The organism is Actinomycetospora lemnae (genome assembly GCF_028737315.1).
GTDB lineage: Bacteria > Actinomycetota > Actinomycetes > Mycobacteriales > Pseudonocardiaceae > Actinomycetospora > Actinomycetospora lemnae.
The window spans coordinates 77956-98505 of the sequence record NZ_JAQZAO010000016.1; the positions used below are offsets into that span (position 1 = coordinate 77956).

17 protein-coding genes are annotated in these 20550 nt (G+C 75.3%); 16 read left to right on the plus strand and 1 reads right to left on the minus strand.

Annotated elements, in window-relative coordinates; translation table 11 throughout:
- Positions 1-18 precede the first annotated feature (18 nt).
- Entirely contained in the window at positions 19-1086 is a 1068-nt protein-coding gene (pheS, locus tag PGB27_RS26375) for a phenylalanine--tRNA ligase subunit alpha (RefSeq protein ID WP_274203416.1), read from the plus strand.
- A 42-nt stretch (positions 1087-1128) separates the two neighbouring features.
- Positions 1129-3675, plus strand: a complete 2547-nt coding sequence (pheT, locus tag PGB27_RS26380; protein WP_274203417.1) for a phenylalanine--tRNA ligase subunit beta — start codon at positions 1129-1131, stop codon at positions 3673-3675.
- On the opposite strand, the gene PGB27_RS26385 is transcribed toward pheT, so the two are convergent.
- Entirely contained in the window at positions 3672-4223 is a 552-nt protein-coding gene (locus tag PGB27_RS26385; RefSeq protein WP_274203418.1) for a TetR/AcrR family transcriptional regulator, read from the minus strand. The two genes, pheT and PGB27_RS26385, sit on opposite strands and share 4 nt — an antisense overlap.
- A gap of 62 nt (positions 4224-4285) precedes the next feature.
- On the opposite strand from PGB27_RS26385, the gene PGB27_RS26390 reads away from it, so the two are divergent.
- From PGB27_RS26390 to tyrS, 14 genes are all read left to right on the plus strand, one after another.
- Entirely contained in the window at positions 4286-5128 is an 843-nt protein-coding gene (locus tag PGB27_RS26390) for an alpha/beta hydrolase (RefSeq protein WP_274203419.1), read from the plus strand.
- The gene (locus PGB27_RS26395; RefSeq protein WP_274203420.1) at positions 5125-6204 is read left to right on the plus strand and encodes a winged helix DNA-binding domain-containing protein; all 1080 of its coding nucleotides are present in this window, start codon (positions 5125-5127) and stop codon (positions 6202-6204) included. The genes PGB27_RS26390 and PGB27_RS26395 overlap by 4 nt, the downstream gene beginning before the upstream one ends.
- Before the next feature lie 231 nt (positions 6205-6435).
- Positions 6436-8610 carry an NAD(P)/FAD-dependent oxidoreductase gene (locus PGB27_RS26400; RefSeq protein WP_274203421.1) on the plus strand — a complete coding sequence of 725 codons (2175 nt, stop codon included), beginning with the start codon at positions 6436-6438 and terminating at the stop codon, positions 8608-8610.
- A gap of 38 nt (positions 8611-8648) precedes the next feature.
- Entirely contained in the window at positions 8649-9680 is a 1032-nt protein-coding gene (argC, locus tag PGB27_RS26405) for an N-acetyl-gamma-glutamyl-phosphate reductase (protein WP_274203422.1), read from the plus strand.
- Positions 9677-10837, plus strand: a complete 1161-nt coding sequence (gene argJ, locus PGB27_RS26410) for a bifunctional glutamate N-acetyltransferase/amino-acid acetyltransferase ArgJ (protein WP_274203423.1) — start codon at positions 9677-9679, stop codon at positions 10835-10837. Before argC ends, argJ begins: the two co-directional genes overlap by 4 nt.
- Before the next feature lie 13 nt (positions 10838-10850).
- Complete coding sequence (gene argB, locus PGB27_RS26415; protein ID WP_274203424.1) at positions 10851-11837, plus strand: acetylglutamate kinase; 987 nt, start codon at positions 10851-10853, stop codon at positions 11835-11837.
- 2 nt (positions 11838-11839) lie between these two features.
- The gene (locus PGB27_RS26420; protein ID WP_274203425.1) at positions 11840-13048 is read left to right on the plus strand and encodes an acetylornithine transaminase; all 1209 of its coding nucleotides are present in this window, start codon (positions 11840-11842) and stop codon (positions 13046-13048) included.
- On the plus strand, positions 13045-13983 hold the full coding sequence (argF, locus tag PGB27_RS26425) for an ornithine carbamoyltransferase (protein WP_274203426.1): 939 nt from the start codon (positions 13045-13047) through the stop codon (positions 13981-13983). The genes PGB27_RS26420 and argF overlap by 4 nt, the downstream gene beginning before the upstream one ends.
- On the plus strand, positions 13980-14570 hold the full coding sequence (locus tag PGB27_RS26430; protein WP_274203427.1) for an arginine repressor: 591 nt from the start codon (positions 13980-13982) through the stop codon (positions 14568-14570). Before argF ends, PGB27_RS26430 begins: the two co-directional genes overlap by 4 nt.
- Entirely contained in the window at positions 14567-15775 is a 1209-nt protein-coding gene (locus PGB27_RS26435) for an argininosuccinate synthase (protein ID WP_274203428.1), read from the plus strand. The genes PGB27_RS26430 and PGB27_RS26435 overlap by 4 nt, the downstream gene beginning before the upstream one ends.
- Complete coding sequence (gene argH / locus PGB27_RS26440; RefSeq protein WP_274203429.1) at positions 15775-17199, plus strand: argininosuccinate lyase; 1425 nt, start codon at positions 15775-15777, stop codon at positions 17197-17199. The genes PGB27_RS26435 and argH overlap by 1 nt, the downstream gene beginning before the upstream one ends.
- A gap of 94 nt (positions 17200-17293) precedes the next feature.
- The gene (locus tag PGB27_RS26445; RefSeq protein ID WP_274203430.1) at positions 17294-18226 is read left to right on the plus strand and encodes a lytic transglycosylase domain-containing protein; all 933 of its coding nucleotides are present in this window, start codon (positions 17294-17296) and stop codon (positions 18224-18226) included.
- 32 nt (positions 18227-18258) lie between these two features.
- Positions 18259-18882 (plus strand): DNA-3-methyladenine glycosylase, encoded by a 624-nt coding sequence (locus tag PGB27_RS26450; protein ID WP_274203431.1) that lies wholly within the window; start codon positions 18259-18261, stop codon positions 18880-18882.
- 22 nt (positions 18883-18904) lie between these two features.
- Positions 18905-20188, plus strand: a complete 1284-nt coding sequence (gene tyrS / locus PGB27_RS26455) for a tyrosine--tRNA ligase (protein WP_274203432.1) — start codon at positions 18905-18907, stop codon at positions 20186-20188.
- The last annotated feature ends 362 nt before the right edge of the window (positions 20189-20550 follow it).

Genomic DNA, 20550 nt, shown 5'->3' on the forward strand with positions numbered 1-20550 from the left:
AGGAGCGAGACGACCTCGATGTCCGGCACCAACGACCTCTACGACCCCAAACAGGTCGCGGCGCTCGACCCCGAGACCCTCGACGCCGCCCGCGCCGACGCGAGCGCGGCGTTCGCGGGGGCCACGACGCTCGACGCGCTGACCGCGCTGAAGCCCGCGCACCTCGGCGACCGCTCGCCGGTGCTGACCGCGCGGCGCGAGATCGGGGCGCTGCCCCCGCAGGCGCGCTCGGAGTCGGGGAAGCGGGTCAACGAGGTCCGCGTCGCGATCCAGACGGCGTACGACGAGCGCCACGCGGTGCTGTCCGCGGAGCGCGACGAGCGGGTGCTCGCCGAGGAGGCCGTCGACGTCACGCTGCCCGGCGACCGGCACCCGCGGGGCAGCCGGCACCCGCTCACACAGCTCTCGGAGCGGATCGCCGACATCTTCGTCGGGATGGGCTACGAGGTGGCCGAGGGTCCCGAGGTCGAGTCGGAGTGGTTCAACTTCGACGCGCTGAACTTCCTGCCCGACCACCCGGCGCGCACGATGCAGGACACCTTCCACGTCGAGCCCGCCGCGGCCCGGCAGGTGTTGCGCACCCACACCTCGCCGGTGCAGATCCGGGCGCTGCTCGAGCGCGACCTGCCCGTCTACGTCGTCTGCCCCGGGCGGACGTTCCGCACCGACGAGCTCGACGCGACGCACACCCCGGTCTTCCACCAGATCGAGGGCCTGGCCATCGACAAGGGCCTGACCATGGCCCACCTCAAGGGCACGCTCGACGCGTTCGCGCGGGCGATGTTCGGCGAGGAGTCGACGATCCGGCTGCGGCCCTCGTACTTCCCGTTCACCGAGCCGTCGGCCGAGCCCGACGTCTGGTTCCCGCAGAAGAAGGGCGGCGCGGGCTGGGTCGAGTGGGGCGGCTGCGGCATGGTCGACCCCAACGTCCTGCGCGCGTGCGGCGTCGACCCCGACGTCTACTCCGGGTTCGCCTTCGGCATGGGCCTCGAGCGCACCCTGATGTTCCGCAACGGCCTGCCCGACATGCGCGACATGGTCGAGGGCGACGTGCGGTTCACCTCGGCCTTCGCCGTCGAACCCTGATCCCCGGCCCCGCCCGCCGCTCGCAACCGGAAAGGCACGTTCGTGCGCGTCCCCGTCTCGTGGCTCCTCGAGCACGTCGACCTGCCCGCGGAGTCCGTCACGGCCGAGGCCGTCGGCGAGGCCCTGATCCGCGTCGGGCTCGAGGTCGAGGACGTGCTCCCGATCCCGGCCTCGACCGGCCCGCTCGTCGTCGGTCGCGTCGCCGCGATCGAGGAGCTCACCGAGTTCAAGAAGCCGATCCGTTACTGCCGGGTCGACGTGGGAGGCGGAGCGCGGCGGAGCTCGACCGTGGAGGTCGGCGGTGAGCACGACGAGGACTCCGGCACCCGCGGGATCGTCTGCGGGGCGACCAACTTCGTCGAGGGCGACCTCGTCGTCGTCGCGCTGCCGGGTGCGGTGCTGCCCGGCGACTTCACCATCGCCGCGCGCACGACCTACGGCCACGTCTCCGACGGCATGATCTGTGCGCTCGACGAGCTGGGCCTCGGGGACGACCACAGCGGCATCCTCGTGCTGCCGCCCGGCACCGCCGACCCGGGCGACGACGCTGCCGTGCTGCTCGGGCTCGACGACGCGGTGCTCGACATCGCCGTCACGCCCGACCGCGGCTACTGCCTCTCGGTGCGCGGCCTCGCCCGCGAGCTCGCGTGCGCGCTCGACGTCGCGTACGGCGACCCGGCGCTCGTCGGCCGCGACCTGCCCGCCCCGGAGGGCGAGGCGTGGCCGGTGCGCCTCGACCCGTCCTCGCAGTGCCGGCGCTTCGTCGCCCGCCGCGTCACCGACCTCGACCCGACCGCGCCGTCGCCGTGGTGGATGCGCCGGCGGCTGCTGCTGTGCGGGGTGCGCCCGATCTCGCTGGCCGTCGACGTCACCAACTACGTCATGCTCGAGCTCGGCCAGCCGATGCACGCCTACGACGCGACGACTGTGCGCGGCGACGTCGTGGTCCGGCGGGCCACGCAGGACGAGAAGATCACGACGCTCGACGACGCCCAGCGCGTGCTCGACCCCGACGACGTCGTGGTCACCGACGACTCCGGCCCGATCGGCCTCGCCGGCATCATGGGCGGCGCGAGCACCGAGGTCGGGCCGACCACCTCCGACGTGCTGCTCGAGGCCGCGACGTGGGACGCGCCGTCGGTGGCGCGGGCCGCGCGCCGCCACCGGCTGCCCAGCGAGGCGGCCCGGCGCTTCGAGCGCGAGGTCGACCCGGGCGTGGCGCGCGCCGCGACCGACCGCGCGGCGTGGCTGCTCGCCCACTACGGCGGTGCGACGGTCGACCCGGGCGTCACCGACGAGGGCGGGGTGCCGACGCCCGAGCCCGTGACCATGGCCCTCGACCTGCCCGACCGCGTCGCCGGCACCCGGTACGAGCGCGGTGCGGTGGTGCGGCGGCTGACCCAGATCGGCTGCCAGGTCGAGGTCGCGGGCGCCGACCCCGGGGACGGCGGCAGCGCCGGGCTGCGTGCGGTGCCCCCGACGTGGCGCCCCGACCTGACGCGCCCGGCCGACCTCGTCGAGGAGGTCCTGCGCCTCGAGGGCTACGCCGGCATCCCGTCCGAGCTGCCCAGGGCGCACCCGGGCACCGGCCTCACGCTGGCCCAGCGCCGGCGCCGCCAGGTGTCCCGCGCGCTCGCCGACGCCGGGTACGACGAGGTGCTGCCCTCGCCGTTCATCCCGCCGACGGTGTTCGACGCGTTCGGCCTCGACGCCGACGACGACCGCCGGAACGCCCTGCGTCTGGCCAACCCGCTCGACGCCGACCGCTCGCTGATGGCGACGACGCTGCTGCCCGGGCTGCTCGACGCGGTGGTCCGCAACGTCTCGCGCGGCCTGCGCGACCTCGCGCTCTACCAGGTCGGCCAGGTGGTGCGGCCCGGTCCCGACGAGCCGCCGGCGGCACCGGTGCTGCCGGTGGACGCGCGGCCGGACGACGCGGCGATCGCCTCGGTGCTCGCGGGCCTGCCGCGCCAGCCGCTGCGGGTCGGCGCCGTGCTCGCCGGGGCGTGGGAGCGTGCCGGCTGGTGGGGCCCGGGGCGGGCGGCCGACTGGGCCGACGCGATCGAGGCCGCGCGGATCGTGGGCCGCGTCTACGGGGCGGAGCTCACCGTGACGGCGGACAGGCACGCCCCGTGGCACCCGGGCCGCTGCGCGGCGCTGACGTTCGGGGACACCCTCGTCGGGCACGCGGGCGAGCTGCACCCCAAGGTGATCGAGGCCCTCGGCCTGCCCACGCGCACCTGCGCGATGGAGCTCGAGCTCGACCGGCTGCCGCTCGTCGAGGACCGGCCCCGGCCCGAGGTGTCGTCCTTCCCGCCGGTGCTGCTCGACGTCGCGCTGGTGCTCGACGAGGACGTCCCGGCCGCGTCGGTGATGACGGCGCTGCGCGACGGCGGCGGCGACCTCGTCGAGGACGTGCGCCTGTTCGACGTCTACACCGGCCCGCAGGTCGGCGACGGCAAGCGCTCGCTGGCCTTCGCCCTGCGCCTGCGCGCCCCCGACCGGACGCTGACCCTCGAGGAGGCCTCGGCGCGCCGCGACGCCGCGGTCGCCACCGCCGCCGAGCGCCACGGGGCCCGGCTGCGTTAGGCGGTCGCGCCGCGCAGCAGCCAGTCGAGCGTGACCTCGAGGTCGGCACGCAGCTGGGGTGGGCGGAGGTTCGCGTCGTCGGCGGTGGCGAGCGCCGCGTAGCCCAGCGTGCTGACGATGAGCGCGCGCACGACCCGCCCGGCCTCCGCCTCCGCGAGGCCGAGCCGGCCGAGGAGCACGGTCATCGCCGCGCCCAGCGCCCGGGCCTGCGGGCCGCGGGCGCCCTGGCGCGCGAGGTAGAGCGGCACCAGGTCGGGGTGGCGGCCGAGCAGGTCGTAGGTCGCGAGCATGACCTCGCGCAGCCCGTCGCGGGGCTCGGCGTCCGGAGGCGGGGGAGCGAGCGCGGCGAGCTGGTCGTCGAGCAGCGCGTCCACCAGCGCCGTCTTGTCGGCCACGTGGCTGTACAGCGCGTTCGGGGCGACGCCCAGCTCGGCGGCGACCGCGCGCATCGACAGCCCGGCGAGTCCGCGCTCGGCGAACACCTCCCGCGCCGCGGCGAGGACCGCCTCGTGCGTCAGTCCGGCACGCTGACCGGGGGAGCGGGGCATGGACGAACTGTACAGCGTCCAGTAAGTTGGACACCGTACAGCTTGTTCCGGGAGGAGTCGCCGTGATCGCCACGAACGCCGAGGTCGGGACCGCAGCCGGGGTGCCCTGCGTGGTGGTGCCGCCGGAGGGCGGCGGGAGACGCAGCGGCGCGGGGCTCGACCCGTCGGGTCGAACGGACGCGCCGGTCGTCGTCGGCTGGCACCTCATGGACGCGCCGCGCAGCGAGGCCGCGTTCGCCGCCGCGCTGCCGCTGGCCGGGCTCGACGCCTGGAAGGTCTACCTCGGCCTGCCGATGATGGGCGCGCGGCTGCCCGAGGGCGGGATGGACGAGGTCATGCGCCGCGGCTACGAGGACGCGGTGCTGCTCGTGCACGGGCCGGTGAACGCGCAGGCCGCCGACGAGTTCGACGCGGCGCTGACGGCGTTGCGTGAGCGGTACGGCATCACGGGCCCGCTCGGGCTGTTCGGCGGCTCGGCCGGTGCGGGGGTCGCGCTGGAGGTGGCGACGCGCCGGTCGGACGTCGCGGCGCTCGTCGCGGTGAGCCCGATGGTGGCGCTGCGGCCGGTCGTCTCGGTGCTCGGCACGCTCTTCGGGGTCGACTACCGGTGGTCGCCGGAGTCGGACGCCGTGGCCGCGCGCATGGACTACCCGGCCCGCGCCGCGGAGCTGGGCACGACGCCGCTGCGCCTGATCGTCGGGTCCGAGGACGACCCGAGCGCCTTCCTCGAGCCCGCCCGCGACCTCGCGGAGGCGGTGGCCGGGCCCGCCGACGTCGTGGTGGTCGACGGGATGGGCCACGCGCTCGCCGAGGAGCCGGGGCTCGAGCCCGCGCCGCAGACGCCGCACGCCGCGGAGGTCGACGCCCACGCCGTGGCGTGGTTCCGGCAGCATCTCGCTCCGTGAGCGGTCGGCGCGTCTCCGAGGTCGGGCTGCTGCGGCTGGTGGCGCTGGGGCTGGTGGCGCCCACGACCGATGACGTCGCCGCCGTCGTCCGCCACCTCGGCGCCGTCCAGGCCCAGGATCTGCCGGGCGCGCTGACGTCGCTCGCGCTGCGCACGGCGTCGCGCTCCCGGGAGGCGGTGACCGCGGCGTGCGACGCCGGCGCCGTCGTCCGCAGCTGGCCGATGCGCGGGACGCTGCACCTCGTGCCGGCCGAGGACCTGGGCTGGATGCTGCCGCTCGGCACGCCGCGGCCGCGGGCCCAGGCGGTACGGCGGCGCGGCGAGCTGGGTCTCGTCGACGCCGACGTCGACCGGGCCCGCGAGCTCGCCCTCGCCACCGTGCCGGCCACGCGCGCGGAGCTCTTCGCCGCGTGGGAGGCCGCAGGGCTCGACCCGGTCAAGGGGCGCGGCTACCACCTGCTCGCCGAGCTCGCGTCCACCGGCGTGCTGTGCTTCGGGCCGCTGCGCGACCAGGGAGACGCAGCGGAGCGGAGCTCGGCCCGGGACGGCGAGCCGGTGATCGTCGACGTCGCGCGGTGGATCCCGTCGCCGCGGGTGCTCGAGCGCGACGAGGCGCTGGGGGAGTGGGCACGGCGGTACTTCCGCTCGCACGGCCCCGCGACGCGCACCGACTTCGCCCGCTGGACCGGCATCCCCATGGCCGACGTCGACACCGGCATCGGGCTCGCCCGCCCCGACCTGGCGTCGATGGACGTCGACGGCACCGAGCACCTGCTCGACCCCGCCGTGCCCGACCGCCTCGCCGCCCACCGCCGCGCCGCGCTCGGGGTCCACCTGCTGCCGGGCTTCGACGAGTTCGTGCTCGGGTACGCCGAGCGCGGTCACGTCCTCGCCCCCGACGAGCTCGACCGGATCGTGCCCGGCGGCAACGGGGTGTTCCGCCCGACGATCGTCCACCGCGGACGGATCGTGGGGACGTGGACGGCGCCCCGCGGTCGCCTGGAGGTCACGCCGTTCGGGACCCTCGACGCCCGCACCGAGGCCGCCGTCGCCCGGGCGCACGCCCGCCTTCCCTGAGGACCGTTCGTCGTCGAGCTGAGAGCCCGGCGGTCGGTGACTGACCCGTTCGGGGGATCGCTCGACCGGTGACCGCGCCGTGCGGCGTGATCGACGGCCGGTGGCGCGCCGGGTTCTCAGCTCCGCCCCGCGGGGTCGTCCGCCTCCGTACCGTGACCTGGTCGTGACCCGGGGGCTCCCCCTCGCCCGGGCCGGCATCCCTCGACCCCGCACAGCGAGGAGCCCTCACGCATGTCCAGCGCGCCCGGCGAGCCGCAGGAACCGTCCGGTCCGGAACCGGCCGAGGAGGCCGGTGGCACCTGGTCCACCGCGGACTTCGTGGTCGGACGCGGCGTGCTGCTGGTCATCGGGCCGATCATCGTCGCGCTGTTCTGGGTGTTCGGCGCCCTGCCCGCCTGGGGCGCCGCGGCGCTCGGCGGGTTCCTGTGCGCCGTGGCGGTGGTGTTCCTCCTCCGGCTCCGCGTCCGCAGCGCCGCCGCGGCCGCCGACGGCGCCCGGGTGCTGGTCGTCGGCGGCGGCTACGCCGGTCTCGTCGCGGCGCGGGCGCTGCAGGCCCGCCTGCCCGGCGGGACCCGCGGCGGGCGGCACCTCGGCCCCGGCGACGCGTCGACGGCCATCGCCGGCATCACGGTCGTCGACCCGCAGGCGCACATGACCTACCAGCCGTTCCTGCCCGAGGCGGCCGCCGGCGCCATCGAGCCGCGCCACCTCACCGTGCCGCTGCGCCGGGTGCTGCGCCGCTGCGACGTCATCACCGGCTCGGTCGCGGCGATCGACGACGCCTCCCGCCGCGCCGTGGTGAGCCTGCCCGACGGGGGCACCCGCGAGATCGGCTACGACGTCCTCGTCGTCGCCCCCGGCACGTCACCCCGGCGCCTGCCGATCCCGGGTCTCGACGAGCGGGCGCTGCCGTTCCGTTCGGTCACCGACGCGCTCGCGCTGCGTGAGCACGTCCTGTCCCGCCTCGACGCCGCGTCGTCGACGACCGACCCGGGCGAGCGCCGGCGCCTGCTGACCTTCACGGTGATCGGCGGCGGGTTCGCGGGCCTCGAGGTGCTCGGTGAGCTCGAGGACATGACGCGCCGCGCCGCGAAGCACCAGCCCGGGCACATCGCCGAGGAGATCCAGTGGGTGCTCCTCGAGGCGGCCGGGCGGATCATGCCCGAGGTGAGCCCGGCGCTCGCCGCCCGCGTGCACGCCCAGCTGCTGCGCCGCGGCATCGAGGTCCGGGTCGGCGCGAAGATCACGTCGGCCGAGGGCGGGCGCGTCGTGCTCGCCGGCGGGCCGACCTTCGCGACCGACACGATCGTCGTCGCAGCCGGCTCCGTGCCGAACCCGCTGCTCGAGCGCACCGACCTGCCCCTCGACCCGCGCGGCCGGGTGCGCTGCGCGACGACGCTGCAGGTCCGCGACCGCGCCCACGTGTTCACCGCCGGCGACTGCGCCGCGGTGCCCGACGTGACCGTGCCCGCCCCGCGCGACGGCGAGCCGGTGACCACCGCCCCGACCGCGCAGCATGCCGTGCGCCAGGCCCGGCTGCTCGCGCGCAACGTCGATGCCTTCCTCGCCGGCCGGCTGCTGCGCGGCTACCGCCACCAGAACGCCGGCGCCGTGGCCGGTCTGGGCCGCCGGCGCGGTGCGGCCCAGATCGGCCCGCTGCGCATGACCGGGTGGCCCGCGTTCGTGCTGCACCGCGCCTACCACCTGTGGGCCATGCCGACCGCCGACCGGACCGTGCGCATCGCCCTCGACTGGCTCGTCTCCGGGCTCCTCGGCCGCGACCTCGTCGCCGTCGGACGCCGCGACGCCGCCCCCGTGCCGGACACCGACGCCCCGCCCACGGTGGCGCCGCGGGTCGCGGACGCCGCCCCCGCCGCCGGGCCGGCCGGGCCGGCCGGGCAGGTCGAGCCGGCGGACCTCCCGACCGGGGCGACCCCGGTCGTGCCCACCTGGGGCGCCGACCCGACCGCGACCGGGCCGCGGCCCGCGGTCCGGCAGGCGCCCGCCGCGCCGCCGGCCCGCTCGACGCCCTCGACGCCCCCGTCCGGGACCCGCGTCCCGAGCGGCAGTGCCACCGACTCGCAGGGCATCCCGGCGCTGCAGATCGCGATGACGCAGTCCGGCGGCTTCCCGAGCGTCCGCGAGCCGCACCCGTCACAGCCGTCCAGCGAGCCGTTCAGCGAGCCGTCCGGCGAGCCGTCCAGCGGACCGTTCAGCGAGCCGGTGCCGTCGGAGCCCTTCCGCGAGCCCGCGCCGTCGCTGTCCTTCGGGGAGCCGGCGCCCTCGGGCTCGTTCCGGGAGCCGCACCCGTCGTTCCCGTCGGCGCCCCGGCCCACGTCCGACGACGGCCCCCGCGCGCCCTACCCGTCCACCAGGAAGCCCCGGCACTCGCTGCGGGAGAACTGACCGCTCGTTTGCATGGATTTCCGTGAACGTGCATAGTGATGCGTATGCGCGTCGCGGTCGCCGGAGCCAGCGGGTACGTCGGGGGTGAGGTGCTGCGGCTCGCCCTGGGCCATCCCGAGGTCGAGATCGGGGCGGTGACGGCGGGGGAGTCCGCCGGCACCGCCCTGGGTGCCCACCAGCCCCACCTGCCCTCGCTCGGCGATCGTGTGATCGGCGAGACCACGCCCGAGCAGCTCGCGGGGCACGACGCCGTCTTCCTCGCGCTGCCCCACGGGCGCTCGGCCGAGCTCGCGGCGCAGCTGCCGGCGGACGCGCTCGTCGTCGACTGCGGCGCCGACCACCGGCTCACCGACCCGGCCGCCTGGCAGCGCTGGTACGGCGGCGAGCACGCCGGGGCGTGGCCCTACGGCCTGCCCGAGCTGCCCGGGACCCGGGACGCGCTGCGGGGGAGCCGGCGCATCGCCGTCCCCGGCTGCTACCCGACGGCGAGCACGCTGGCCGCGTTCCCGGCCGTCGCCGCCGGCCTGGTGCAGCCCGAGGTCAGCATCGTCGCGTTCTCCGGGACCTCCGGCGCCGGCAAGGCCGCGAAACCGCACCTGCTGGGCGCCGAGGTCATGGGCTCGGCCACCGCGTACGGCGTCGGCGGCGGGCACCGGCACACCCCGGAGATCACCCAGAACCTCAGCACCGTGAGCGCGCAGCCCGTGCGGGTGTCGTTCACGCCCGTCCTCGCGCCCATGCCGCGCGGCATCCTCGCCGTCGCGAGCGCCCCGCTGGCCGACGACGGCGTCACCGAGGACCAGGCCCGCGAGGCCTACGCCAAGGCCTACGACGCCGAGCCGTTCGTGCACCTGCTCCCCGCCGGCGTGCAGCCGCAGACCAAGTCGGTCGTGGGGTCGAACAGCGTGCAGGTCCAGGTCACCGTCGACCCCGACGCCGGCCGTCTCGTCGTCACCGCCGTCATCGACAACCTCACCAAGGGCACGGCCGGCGGCGCCTTCCAGTCGGTCAACCTCGCCCTCGGCCTCGACGAGACCCTCGGTCTCCCGACGACGGGACTGCACCCGTGAGCGTCACCGCCCCCCGGGGCTTCCGGGCCGCCGGGGTCCGCGCCGGCCTGCGCGCGCACGGCGAGCGGCCGGACCTCGCCCTCGTCGTCAACGACGGGCCCCAGCAAGTCGCGGCCGGGGTGTTCACGCGCAACCAGGTCAAGGCCGCGCCGGTGCTGTGGTCGCAGCAGGTGCTGCGCGAGCAGGACCTGCGCGCGGTGGTGCTCAACGCCGGTGGCGCCAACGCCTGCACGGGGCCCGACGGCTTCGGCGACACCCACCGCACCGCCGAGCACGTCGCCGAGGTCCTCGGCTGCGGCGCGATCGAGGTGGCCGTCTGCTCCACCGGCCTCATCGGCGAGCGCCTGCCGATCGACAGGCTGCTGGCCGGGGTGGACGCGGCCGCGGAGGAGCTCGCCGACGGCGAGGAGGCCGGCACGCGCGCCGCCACCGCCGTGCTCACCACCGACACCGTCGACAAGCAGGCCGCCGCGAGCCGTCACGGCTGGACGGTCGGCGGCTTCGCCAAGGGCGCCGGGATGATGGCCCCGAGCCTCGCGACGATGCTGGTCGTGGTCACGACCGACGCGATCGTGGACGCCGCCACCGCCGACGCCGCCCTGCGCACGGCCACCGCGCAGACCTTCGACCGCCTCGACATCGACGGCTCCACCAGCACCAACGACACCGTGCTGCTGCTGGCCTCCGGCGCCTCGGGCGTCGAGGCGGATCCCGACGCGTTCACCGAGGTCGTCACCGAGGTCTGCGCGGAGCTGGCCACGGGCCTGCAGGCCGACGCCGAGGGCGTCACCAAGCGGATCGCGGTCACCGTCACCGGCGCCCGCGACGACCACGACGCGCTGGTCGGCGCCCGCGCGATCGCCCGCGACAGCCTCGTCAAGACCGCGCTGTTCGGCTCCGACCCGAACTGGGGCCGGATCGTCGCTGCGGTGGGGGCGAGCGAGGCGAAGGTCGAGCCCGAGAGCCTCGCGGTCACCGTCAACGGCGTGCTGCTCTGCGAGGCCGCGACCGCGGTCGGCGACCGCAGCAAGGCCGACCTCTCCGGCCCCGAGGTCACCGTCGAGGTCGACCTCGGCCTCGGTGAGGGCCGGGCCACGGTGCTGACGACGGACCTCTCGCACGCGTACGTCGAGGAGAACAGCGCGTATTCATCATGATCTTGGCTCCCACATGACCGACACCGACGAGGACCTCACCCTCACCTCCATCCCCGTCCCCGCCGACGTCCCGGACCGCTACCACGAGGCCGCCGCCAAGGCCGGTGTCCTGGCCGAGGCGCTGCCGTGGCTGCAGCGCTTCCAGGGCGCGGTGGTCGTGGTCAAGTACGGCGGCAACGCCATGACCGACGACGCGCTGCGCCGCGCGTTCGCCGAGGACATGGTCTTCCTGCGCCTCGCCGGCATCCGCCCGGTCGTCGTCCACGGCGGCGGCCCGCAGATCACGAGCATGCTCGGCCGGCTCGGCATGGAGGGCGAGTTCCGCGGCGGCCTGCGGGTCACGACGCCCGAGACGATGGACGTCGTCCGGATGGTGCTCGTCGGCCAGGTCGGCCGCGAGCTCGTCGGGCTGATCAACGCCCACGGTCCCTACGCCGTCGGGCTCTCCGGCGAGGACGCGCGCCTGTTCACCGCCGCGCGCCGCACCGCGACGGTCGACGGCGAGCAGGTCGACGTCGGCCTCGTCGGCGACGTCGTCGAGGTCAACCCGGCGGCCGTGCTCGACCTCGTCGCCGGCGGGCGCATCCCCGTCGTCTCGACCGTCGCCCCCGACGTCGACGGCGTCGTGCACAACGTCAACGCGGACACCGCGGCGGCCGCGCTCGCCGAGGCGCTCGGCGCGCGCAAGCTCGTCGTCCTCACCGACGTCGAGGGGCTCTACACCGACTGGCCGGACCGCTCGAGCCTGCGCTCGGAGATCGACGACGTCGAGCTCGCGGCGCTGCTGCCGTCCCTCTCCAGCGGCATGATCCCGAAGATGGAGGCCTGCCTGCGGGCGGTGCAGGGCGGCGTGCCGCGGGCGCACGTCATCGACGGGCGGGTGGCGCACTCGGTGCTGCTCGAGGTGTTCACGAGTGCCGGCGTCGGGACGATGGTCGTCGGCCCCGCAGACGAAGCGAAGCGGAGCTCGACCGTCGACGCCGACGGGAAGGAGGCCTGACCATGACGCAGACCCTCTCGGGTGAGGACCTCCGCCGACGCTGGAGCGCCTCGCTGATGGACAACTACGGCACGCCGCCGATCAGCCTGGTGCGCGGCGAGGGCGCCCGCGTGTGGGACGCCGACGGGCGCGAGTACCTCGACCTGCTCGGGGGCATCGCGGTCAACCTGCTCGGTCACGCCCACCCGGCCGTGGTCGAGGCGGTCTCGCGGCAGGTCGCGACGCTCGGGCACACCTCGAACCTCGTCATCAACCCGTTGACCGTCGAGCTCGCCGAGCGCCTGCTGGACCTGCTCGGCCACCCGGGGCGGGTGCTGTTCTGCAACTCGGGCGCCGAGGCCAACGAGACCGCGTTCAAGATCACCCGGCGCACCGGCCGCACCAAGGTCGTGGCCGCGGAGAACGCGTTCCACGGCCGGACCATGGGCGCGCTCTCGCTGACCGGGCAGCCGGCCAAGCGCACGCCGTTCGAGCCGCTCGTGCCCGGGGTGGAGTTCGTGCCCTACGGCGACGTCGAGGCGCTGCGCGCGGCCGTCGACGACGACACGGCCGCGGTGTTCCTCGAGCCGATGCAGGGCGAGGCCGGCGTCATCGTCCCGGCCGACGGCTACCTGCGTGCCGCCCGCGACATCACCACCCAGCGCGGCGCCCTGCTGGTGCTCGACGAGGTCCAGACCGGGGTCGGGCGCACCGGGCACTGGTTCGCCCACCAGCGCACCGACGTCGTCCCGGACGTCGTCACCCTGGCCAAGGGCCTGGGCGGCGGGCTGCCGATCGGGGCGTGCATCGGCGTCGGCGCGGCCGGCGACCTCCTCGGCCCCGGCCAGCACGGGACGACCTTCGGCGGCAACCCCGTGTGCTGCGCGGCCGCCCTGGCCGTGCTCGACACGATCGCGTCCGAGGGGCTCCTCGACCGCGCCACCGCCCTGGGCCGGGACGTCGCCGGCCGGGTCGAGGGCCTGGGCCACGGCCTGGTCGACCACGTCGACGCCGTCGGCATCCTCATCGGGATCGCGCTCGTCGAGCCGGTCTCGACCCAGGTCGCCGCCGCGGGCCGCGAGGCCGGTTACCTGATCAACAACGCCGTCCCGGAGCGCGTCCGGCTCGCGCCGCCGGTCGTGGTCACCGACGAGCAGGTCGACGGTTTCCTCGCGGCCCTGCCCGAGGTGCTCGACCAGGGCGCCGCGGCCGCGGAGGCGGCGGGCTCGTGACGACGACGGGGACCCGCGTCCGTCACCTCCTGCGCGACGACGACCTCACCCCGGCCGAGCAGGCCGAGGTGCTCGAGCTGGCGGCCACGATGAAGGCCGACCCCTTCCGCTTCCGCCCGCTGGACGGCCCGCGGGCGGTGGCGGTCGTGTTCGACAAGGCCTCGACCCGCACGCGGGTGTCGTTCGAGGTCGGCATCGCCGCGCTCGGCGGCACCCCGGTGATGATCGACGGCCAGGCCGCCCAGCTGGGCCGCGGCGAGACGATCGCCGACACCGCGCGGGTGCTCTCGCGCTACGTCGACGCCATCGTCTGGCGCACGGGCGCCGAGGAACGCATCCAGGAGATGGCCGCGTACGCGACCGTGCCGGTGGTCAACGCGCTGACCGACGGCTTCCACCCCTGCCAGGTCCTCGCCGACCTGCAGACGATCGTCGAGCACCGCGGCCGCACCGCCGGCCAGGTGCTCGCCTACCTCGGTGACGGCGCCAACAACATGGCCCACTCGCTGCTGCTCGGCGGGGCGACCGCCGGCATGCACGTGCGGGTCGGGGCGCCGGCGGGCTTCACGCCCGACCCGGCCGTCGTCTCCGACGCGCGGACGCGGGCCGCCGAGACCGGCGGCTCGGTCGTCGTCACCGACGACCCCGCCGCGGCCGCCGCGGGCGCGGACGTGCTGGCCACCGACACCTGGACCTCGATGGGCCAGGAGTCCGACGGCCGCGACCGCGCGATGCTCGAGCCCTTCCGCCTCGACGAGGAGGCGGTGGCGCGGGCGGCGTCCGACGTCACCGTGCTGCACTGCCTGCCCGCCCACCGCGGCGAGGAGATCACCGCCGGGGTCATCGACGGCCCCGCGTCGGCGGTGTGGGACGAGGCGGAGAACCGCCTGCACGCCCAGAAGGCGGTGCTGACGTGGCTGCTGGAGCACTCGTGACCGAGACCGCGAAAGGCGTCACCAGTCGGGCGTCCCGGCAGGCCCGGGTGGTCGCGCTCCTCACCGAGCGCGAGGTCCACAGCCAGGCCGAGCTGGCCGCGCTGCTCGCGTCGGAGGGCGTGGAGGTCACGCAGGCCACGCTCTCGCGCGACCTCGACGAGCTGGGCGCGGTGAAGCTGCGCGGCGCCGACGGCGGTGTCGGGCGCTACGTCGTCCCCGACGACGGGAGCCCGGTGCGCGGCGTCACCGGCGGCACCGACAGACTGTCCCGGCTGCTCGCCGAGCTGCTGGTCTCCGCCGACCACTCCGGCAACCTCGCGGTCCTGCGCACCCCGCCCGGGGGCGCGCACTACCTCGCCAGCGCGCTGGACCGGGCGGCGCTGGCCGAGGTGGTCGGCACCATCGCCGGTGACGACACGGTGCTCGTCGTCGCCCGCGAGCCCCTCGACGGGGCCGGGCTCGCAGCCCGCCTGCGGACCCTGGGCACCCGGACGACAGGGCGGTCGTCCTCCACTCCGGACGCGCAGCGCAGCGGAGCCGGACCATTTGATGCGAACGTGCACGAGCAGGAAGAGAGAGAGCAGTGAGCGAGCGGATCGTGCTGGCGTACTCCGGGGGCCTCGACACCTCGGTCGCCATCGGCTGGATCGCCGAGGAGACCGGCCGCGAGGTCGTCGCGGTCGCCGTCGACGTGGGCCAGGGCGGGGAGGACCTCGAGGTCATCCGCAAGCGGGCCCTGGACTGCGGCGCGGTCGAGGCCGCGGTCGCGGACGCGCGCGACGAGTTCGCCGAGGAGTACTGCCTGCCGGCGCTGCGCGCCAACGCGCTCTACATGGACCGCTACCCGCTGGTCTCGGCGCTCTCGCGGCCGCTGATCGTCAAGCACCTGGCCGAGGCCGCCCGCGCCCACGGCGCGACGACCGTCGCCCACGGCTGCACCGGCAAGGGCAACGACCAGGTCCGCTTCGAGGTCGGCGTCGGCGCGCTGGCCCCGGACCTCGACGTCATCGCCCCGGTCCGCGACTTCGCCTGGACCCGCGAGAAGGCGATCCAGTGGGCCGAGGAGCGCGCGCTGCCCATCGACGTCAGCAAGCGCTCGCCGTACTCGATCGACCAGAACGTCTGGGGCCGCGCGGTCGAGACCGGCTTCCTCGAGGACATCTGGAACGGACCGATCGAGGACGTCTACGCCTACACCGCGAACCCCGCCGAGCCGCGCGACGCCGACGAGGTCGTCGTCGGCTTCGAGGCCGGCGTGCCGGTGACGATCGACGGCGCCCGCGTGACCGTCCTGCAGGCCATCGAGCAGCTCAACCAGCGCGCGGGCGCGCAGGGGATCGGGCGGCTCGACATGGTCGAGGACCGCCTGGTCGGCATCAAGAGCCGCGAGGTCTACGAGGCGCCGGGCGCCATCGCGCTCATCACCGCGCACCAGGAGCTGGAGAACGTCACCGTCGAGCGCGAGCAGGCGCGGTTCAAGCGCCAGGTCGAGCAGCGCTGGGGCGAGCTGGTCTACGACGGCCTGTGGTTCTCGCCGCTGCGCCGCAGCCTCGACGCGTTCGTCGACACCACCCAGGAGCACGTCACCGGCGAGATCCGGATGACGCTGCACGGCGGGCGTGCGGTCCCGACGGGCCGGCGCAGCGCCCAGTCGCTCTACGACTTCAACCTCGCCACCTACGACGAGGGCGACCTGTTCGACCAGTCGCTGGCCAAGGGCTTCGTGCAGCTCTGGGGTCTGCCGTCGAAGATCGCCGCACGGCGTGATCTGAGCAGGGGAGACCAGGGCTGATGCCGGAAGGCTCTGCCCTCTGGGGCGGGCGGTTCGCGTCGGGCCCGGACGCGGTGATGGCGGCGCTGTCGCAGTCGACGCAGTTCGACTGGGTGCTCGCGCCGTACGACATCGCCGGGTCCCGGGCCCACGCCCGCGTGCTCCACGGCGCCGGGCTGCTCACCGACGAGCAGCTCGAGGCCATGCTCGACGGGCTGCGCCGGCTCGCGGACGACGTCGACTCCGGGGCGTTCCAGCCCGCCGAGGACGACGAGGACGTGCACACCGCCCTCGAGCGCGGCCTCATCGAGCGGGTCGGCGAGGACGTCGGCGGGCGTCTGCGGGCCGGGCGCTCGCGCAACGACCAGATCGCCACGCAGCTGCGGATGTGGCTGCGCGACGAGCTGCGCGAGGTCGTGCGGGGCGTGGCGGGCGTGGTCGACGCGCTGCTCATCCAGGCCCACGCCCACCCCGAGGCCGCGATGCCGGGGCGCACGCACCTGCAGCACGCCCAGCCGGTGCTGCTGGCCCACCACCTCGCGGCGCACGCCCAGGCCCTGCTGCGCGACGTCGGCCGCTGCCGCGACCTCGACCGGCGGCTGGCGTACTCGCCCTACGGGTCGGGGGCGCTCGCCGGGACGTCGCTGGGCCTCGACCCCGCGGCGGTGGCGCGCGACCTCGGGTTCGTCGACGCCGTCGACAACTCCATCGACGGCACGGCGTCCCGCGACCTCGCCGCCGAGGGCGCGTACGTGCTGGCCCAGATCGCGGTGGACCTCTCGCGGATCGCCGAGGAGGTCATCCTCTGGGCGACCGCCGAGTTCGGGTACGTGACGCTCGCGGACGCCTGGTCGACCGGGTCGTCGATCATGCCGCAGAAGAAGAACCCCGACGTCGCCGAGCTGGCCCGCGGCAAGGCCGGGCGGCTGGTCGGGAACCTCGCGGGGCTGATGACGACGCTCAAGGCCCTCCCGCTGGCCTACAACCGGGACCTGCAGGAGGACAAGGAGCCGCTGTTCGACTCGGCGGCCCAGCTCGCGATGGTGCTCCCGGCCATGGCTGGCATGATCAAGACGCTGACCTTCCACACCGACCGCCTCGCCGAGCTCGCCCCGGCCGGCTTCACGCTGGCCACCGACCTCGCCGAGTGGCTGGTGCGCGAGGGCGTCCCGTTCCGCCGGGCCCACGCGGCGGCCGGGGCGTGCGTCCGGGCGGCCGAGGCGCGCGGGGTCGGGCTGGACGAGCTCACCGACGACGAGCTCGCGGCGTGCGACCCGGCCCTGACCCCGGACGTCCGCGCGGTGCTCACCGTCGCCGGCTCGATCGCCTCGCGCGACGCCCACGGCGGCACGGCCCCGAAGCGGGTGTCCGAGCAGCTCGACCGCGTCTTCGCTGCCACGATCGAGGCCCACGCCTGGGCCGGCCGCCCGATCGAGCGCCGCTGACGCTCGTGTCAGCGAAGTCCCGTTGCAGACACTCAACGTCCGTATCGGTACTTCGATCACCGCGCGGATCTCCCGGCATCTAGGCTGATTCCTCGTGCGCGGGGGCCGGTGGTGGGTGGTGGTCGTCGCGCTGCTGGCCGCCCTCGCCGGCTGCGCGGACGGCCCCGCGCCCCCCGCTGCCGCGGGCACGCCGGCCACCCCGTCGGCCCCGTCGCCGCCGCCACCGTCGACGTCGTCCGGCCCCATCGGCCCCCACGGCCCGAGCGTCCCGACCGACCCCGTGGCCCTGGCCGCCGTGCTCGAGGAGGCCCGGCGCACCGTCGCCGACCCCGCGCGGTCGCCGCAGGACGTCGCGGCGGCCGGGCGCACGGCCCAGGTCGCCTACGAGGAGCTCGCCTTCCGCCCCGAGCGGTTCCCGGCCGTCCTCGCTGCGCTGTCCCCGGAGACCGCCGAGGCCACCGGCCGCATCGTCGGCGCCGGGCGCGACCTGCTCGCCATGGCGAAGCGCGGGCCCGGCGAGATGCTCCCGGCCTGGCGCATCGCCGCTCCGCTGCCGCCCGAGCAGCTGCGGGCGCACTACGCCGAGGCGCAGGAGCGGTTCGGGGTGCCGTGGACGGTGCTCGCGGCGGTGAACCTCGTCGAGAGCCGCATGGGCCGCATCGCCTCGCACTCCGAGGCCGGCGCGCGCGGCCCGATGCAGTTCATGCCCGCGACCTGGGCGAGCTACGGCCTCGGCGGCGACGTCACCGACCCGCACGACGCGATCCTGGGCGCGGCCAACTACCTGCGCGCCAACGGCGGCGCCACCGCCAACGGGCTCGACCGGGCGCTGCGCCGGTACAACAACGACGAGCGCTACGTCCGCGCCGTCCGCGCCTACGCCACCGTCATGCAGGACGACGAACGCTCCTACCTGGCCTTCCACGCCTGGGAGGTCTACTTCCGGACGACGGCCGGCCGTGTGCACCTGCCCGTCGGGTACGACGAGGCCGAGCCCGTGCGGGCGGTCGACTACCTCGCGCGCTGACCGCCCGGTCCGCTGGGGGAGGATCACCGGCGATGCTGCTCGACCGATCGGCGCTGTCCGACGACGTCCTGCCCGCGGCGCGGCGGCTGCTCGGGTGCGAGATCGCCGCCGACACGCCGCAGGGCGAGGTCCGGGTCCGGCTCGTCGAGGTGGAGGCCTACCGCGGCGCCGACGACCCGGGCTCGCACTGCTACCGCGGCCAGACGGCCCGCAACGCCGTCATGTGGGGCCCGGCCGGCCACCTGTACGTGTACTTCGTCTACGGCATGCACTTCTGCGCGAACGTCGTCTGCCTGCGCGACGGCGTCGCCGGCGCCGTGCTGCTGCGCGCGGGGGAGGTGCTGTCCGACGTCGGGGCGGCGCACGTCCGCAGACCGACGGCCCGCGGGCGCGACGCCGAGCTCGCGCGGGGGCCGGCACGGCTGTGCACCCTGCTCGGGCTCGACCGGGAGGCCAACGGCGTCGACGTGCTCTCCCCGTCGTCGCCGGTGCGCCTGCTCGCGGGGGCGCGGGTCCCCGACGCCGACATCCGCACCGGCCCCCGGGTCGGCGTCGCCGCCGGTCAGCAGCGGCCGTGGCGCTTCTGGGTCGCCGGCTCGCCGGCCGTGACGCCGTACAAGGCGGGGCGTGCCCGGGCCGACGGGCCGGACTGGTGAGCGGGTTCGGCAGACTGGACGCGTGACCGGACCGCACATCCTCGACGACCTCGCCTGGCGGGGCCTCATCGCCCAGAGCACCGACCTCGACGCGCTGCGCCGGGACCTCGACGCGGGCATGGTCACCCTCTATTCCGGGATCGACCCCACCGCCCCCAGCGCGCACATCGGGCACCTGCTGCAGTGGCTGACGCTCGCCCGCTTCCAGCAGGCGGGTCACCGCCCGATCGCGCTGGTCGGCGGGGCGACGGGCCTCATCGGAGACCCGAAGCCGACGTCGGAGCGCACCCTCAACGACCGCGACGTGGTCGCCGGCTGGGTGGACAAGCTCGGCGCGCAGCTGCGCCCGTTCCTCGACTTCTCCTCCGGGGCCCCGAACGCCGCGCTGCTGGTCAACAACCTGGACTGGACCGAGGGCCTCTCGGCGCTGGACTTCCTGCGCGACGTCGGCAAGCACTTCCGGGTCGGGCGGATGCTCGCCAAGGAGGCCGTGAGCCGGCGCATGGAGTCCGACGAGGGCATCAGCTACGCCGAGTTCTCCTACCAGCTGCTCCAGTCCTACGACTTCCTCGAGCTGTACCGCCGCTACGGCTGCACGCTGCAGACCGGCGGCAGCGACCAGTGGGGCAACCTCACGGCCGGCACCGACCTCGTCCACCGCGTCGAGGGACGGTCGCTGCACGCGCTCGGGACACCGCTGATCACCAAGGCCGACGGCACCAAGTTCGGCAAGACCGAGAGCGGCACCGTCTGGCTCGACCGCGAGCTGACCAGCCCGTACGCCTTCTACCAGTTCTGGATCCAGGCCGAGGACGCGATGGTGGGCACCTACCTGCGCGCGTTCACCTGGCTGTCCCACGACGAGATCACCGAGCTCGAGCGCCTCACCGAGGAGAAGCCGCAGGCCCGCGAGGCGCAGCGGGCGCTGGCCCGCTCGGTGACCGCGCTCGTGCACGGCGAGGACGAGGTCGAGCGGGCCGAGGCCGCCAGCCGGGCGCTGTTCGGTCGGGGGGAGCTCGCCGCGCTGGACGCCTCGACCCTCGCCGCGGCGGTCGCCGAGATCCCGTCGTTCACCGCGACCCGCTCCGAGAAGCCGACGATCGTCGACCTGCTCGTGGGCAGCGGCCTGTCCGCGAGCCGGGGCGCGGCGCGGCGGACCGTCGCCGAGGGTGGCGCGTACGTGAACAACACGAAGATCGAGACCGAGGACTGGGAGCCGGCGGACGCCGACCTGCTCCACGGCCGCTGGCTCGTCGTGCGCCGGGGCAAGCGCAACACCGCCGGCGTGGAGCTCGTGGGGTCCTGACCGGGGGTTTCGTGGGCCCTCGGGTCGGGAACCAGGCGTGACCAGCAACGACGCCCAGATCGACCCCCCGGTGCAGGGCGGGTTTCCGGCGTGTGTAGAGTTCTGGTCATCGCAAGGACGGGGGTTGCCCCCGGGCCCTGCGGACAACTAAGCTAGGAGGTCGCCCTACCGGCTGGTCCACCACGGTGGATCGTGTAGGGTGGGATCACCGCGAAGAACCCGGCCGAATCGGTCGCGGCGAGGCGTGTGTGGTTGTCCTTTGAGAACTCAACAGTGTGCTGAATGTTTGGTGTGTTTGTCCTCGTCGGCATCATGCTTGCGTCGTTGGTGGCGTGTGTGTGGTGTCGTGGGGTTTCTTTGAG

Excerpts from the sequence above, each read along its gene's own strand:
- pheS (WP_274203416.1), top strand. The coding sequence starts at position 19 with ATGTCCGGCACCAACGACCTCTACGACCCCAAACAGGTCGCGGCGCTC.
- PGB27_RS26385 (WP_274203418.1), bottom strand. The coding sequence starts at position 4,223 with ATGCCCCGCTCCCCCGGTCAGCGTGCCGGACTGACGCACGAGGCGGTC.
- PGB27_RS26400 (WP_274203421.1), top strand. The coding sequence starts at position 6,436 with ATGTCCAGCGCGCCCGGCGAGCCGCAGGAACCGTCCGGTCCGGAACCG.
- argC (WP_274203422.1), top strand. The coding sequence starts at position 8,649 with ATGCGTATGCGCGTCGCGGTCGCCGGAGCCAGCGGGTACGTCGGGGGT.
- argB (WP_274203424.1), top strand. The coding sequence starts at position 10,851 with ATGACCGACACCGACGAGGACCTCACCCTCACCTCCATCCCCGTCCCC.
- PGB27_RS26420 (WP_274203425.1), top strand. The coding sequence starts at position 11,840 with ATGACGCAGACCCTCTCGGGTGAGGACCTCCGCCGACGCTGGAGCGCC.
- argH (WP_274203429.1), top strand. The coding sequence starts at position 15,775 with ATGCCGGAAGGCTCTGCCCTCTGGGGCGGGCGGTTCGCGTCGGGCCCG.
- PGB27_RS26450 (WP_274203431.1), top strand. The coding sequence starts at position 18,259 with ATGCTGCTCGACCGATCGGCGCTGTCCGACGACGTCCTGCCCGCGGCG.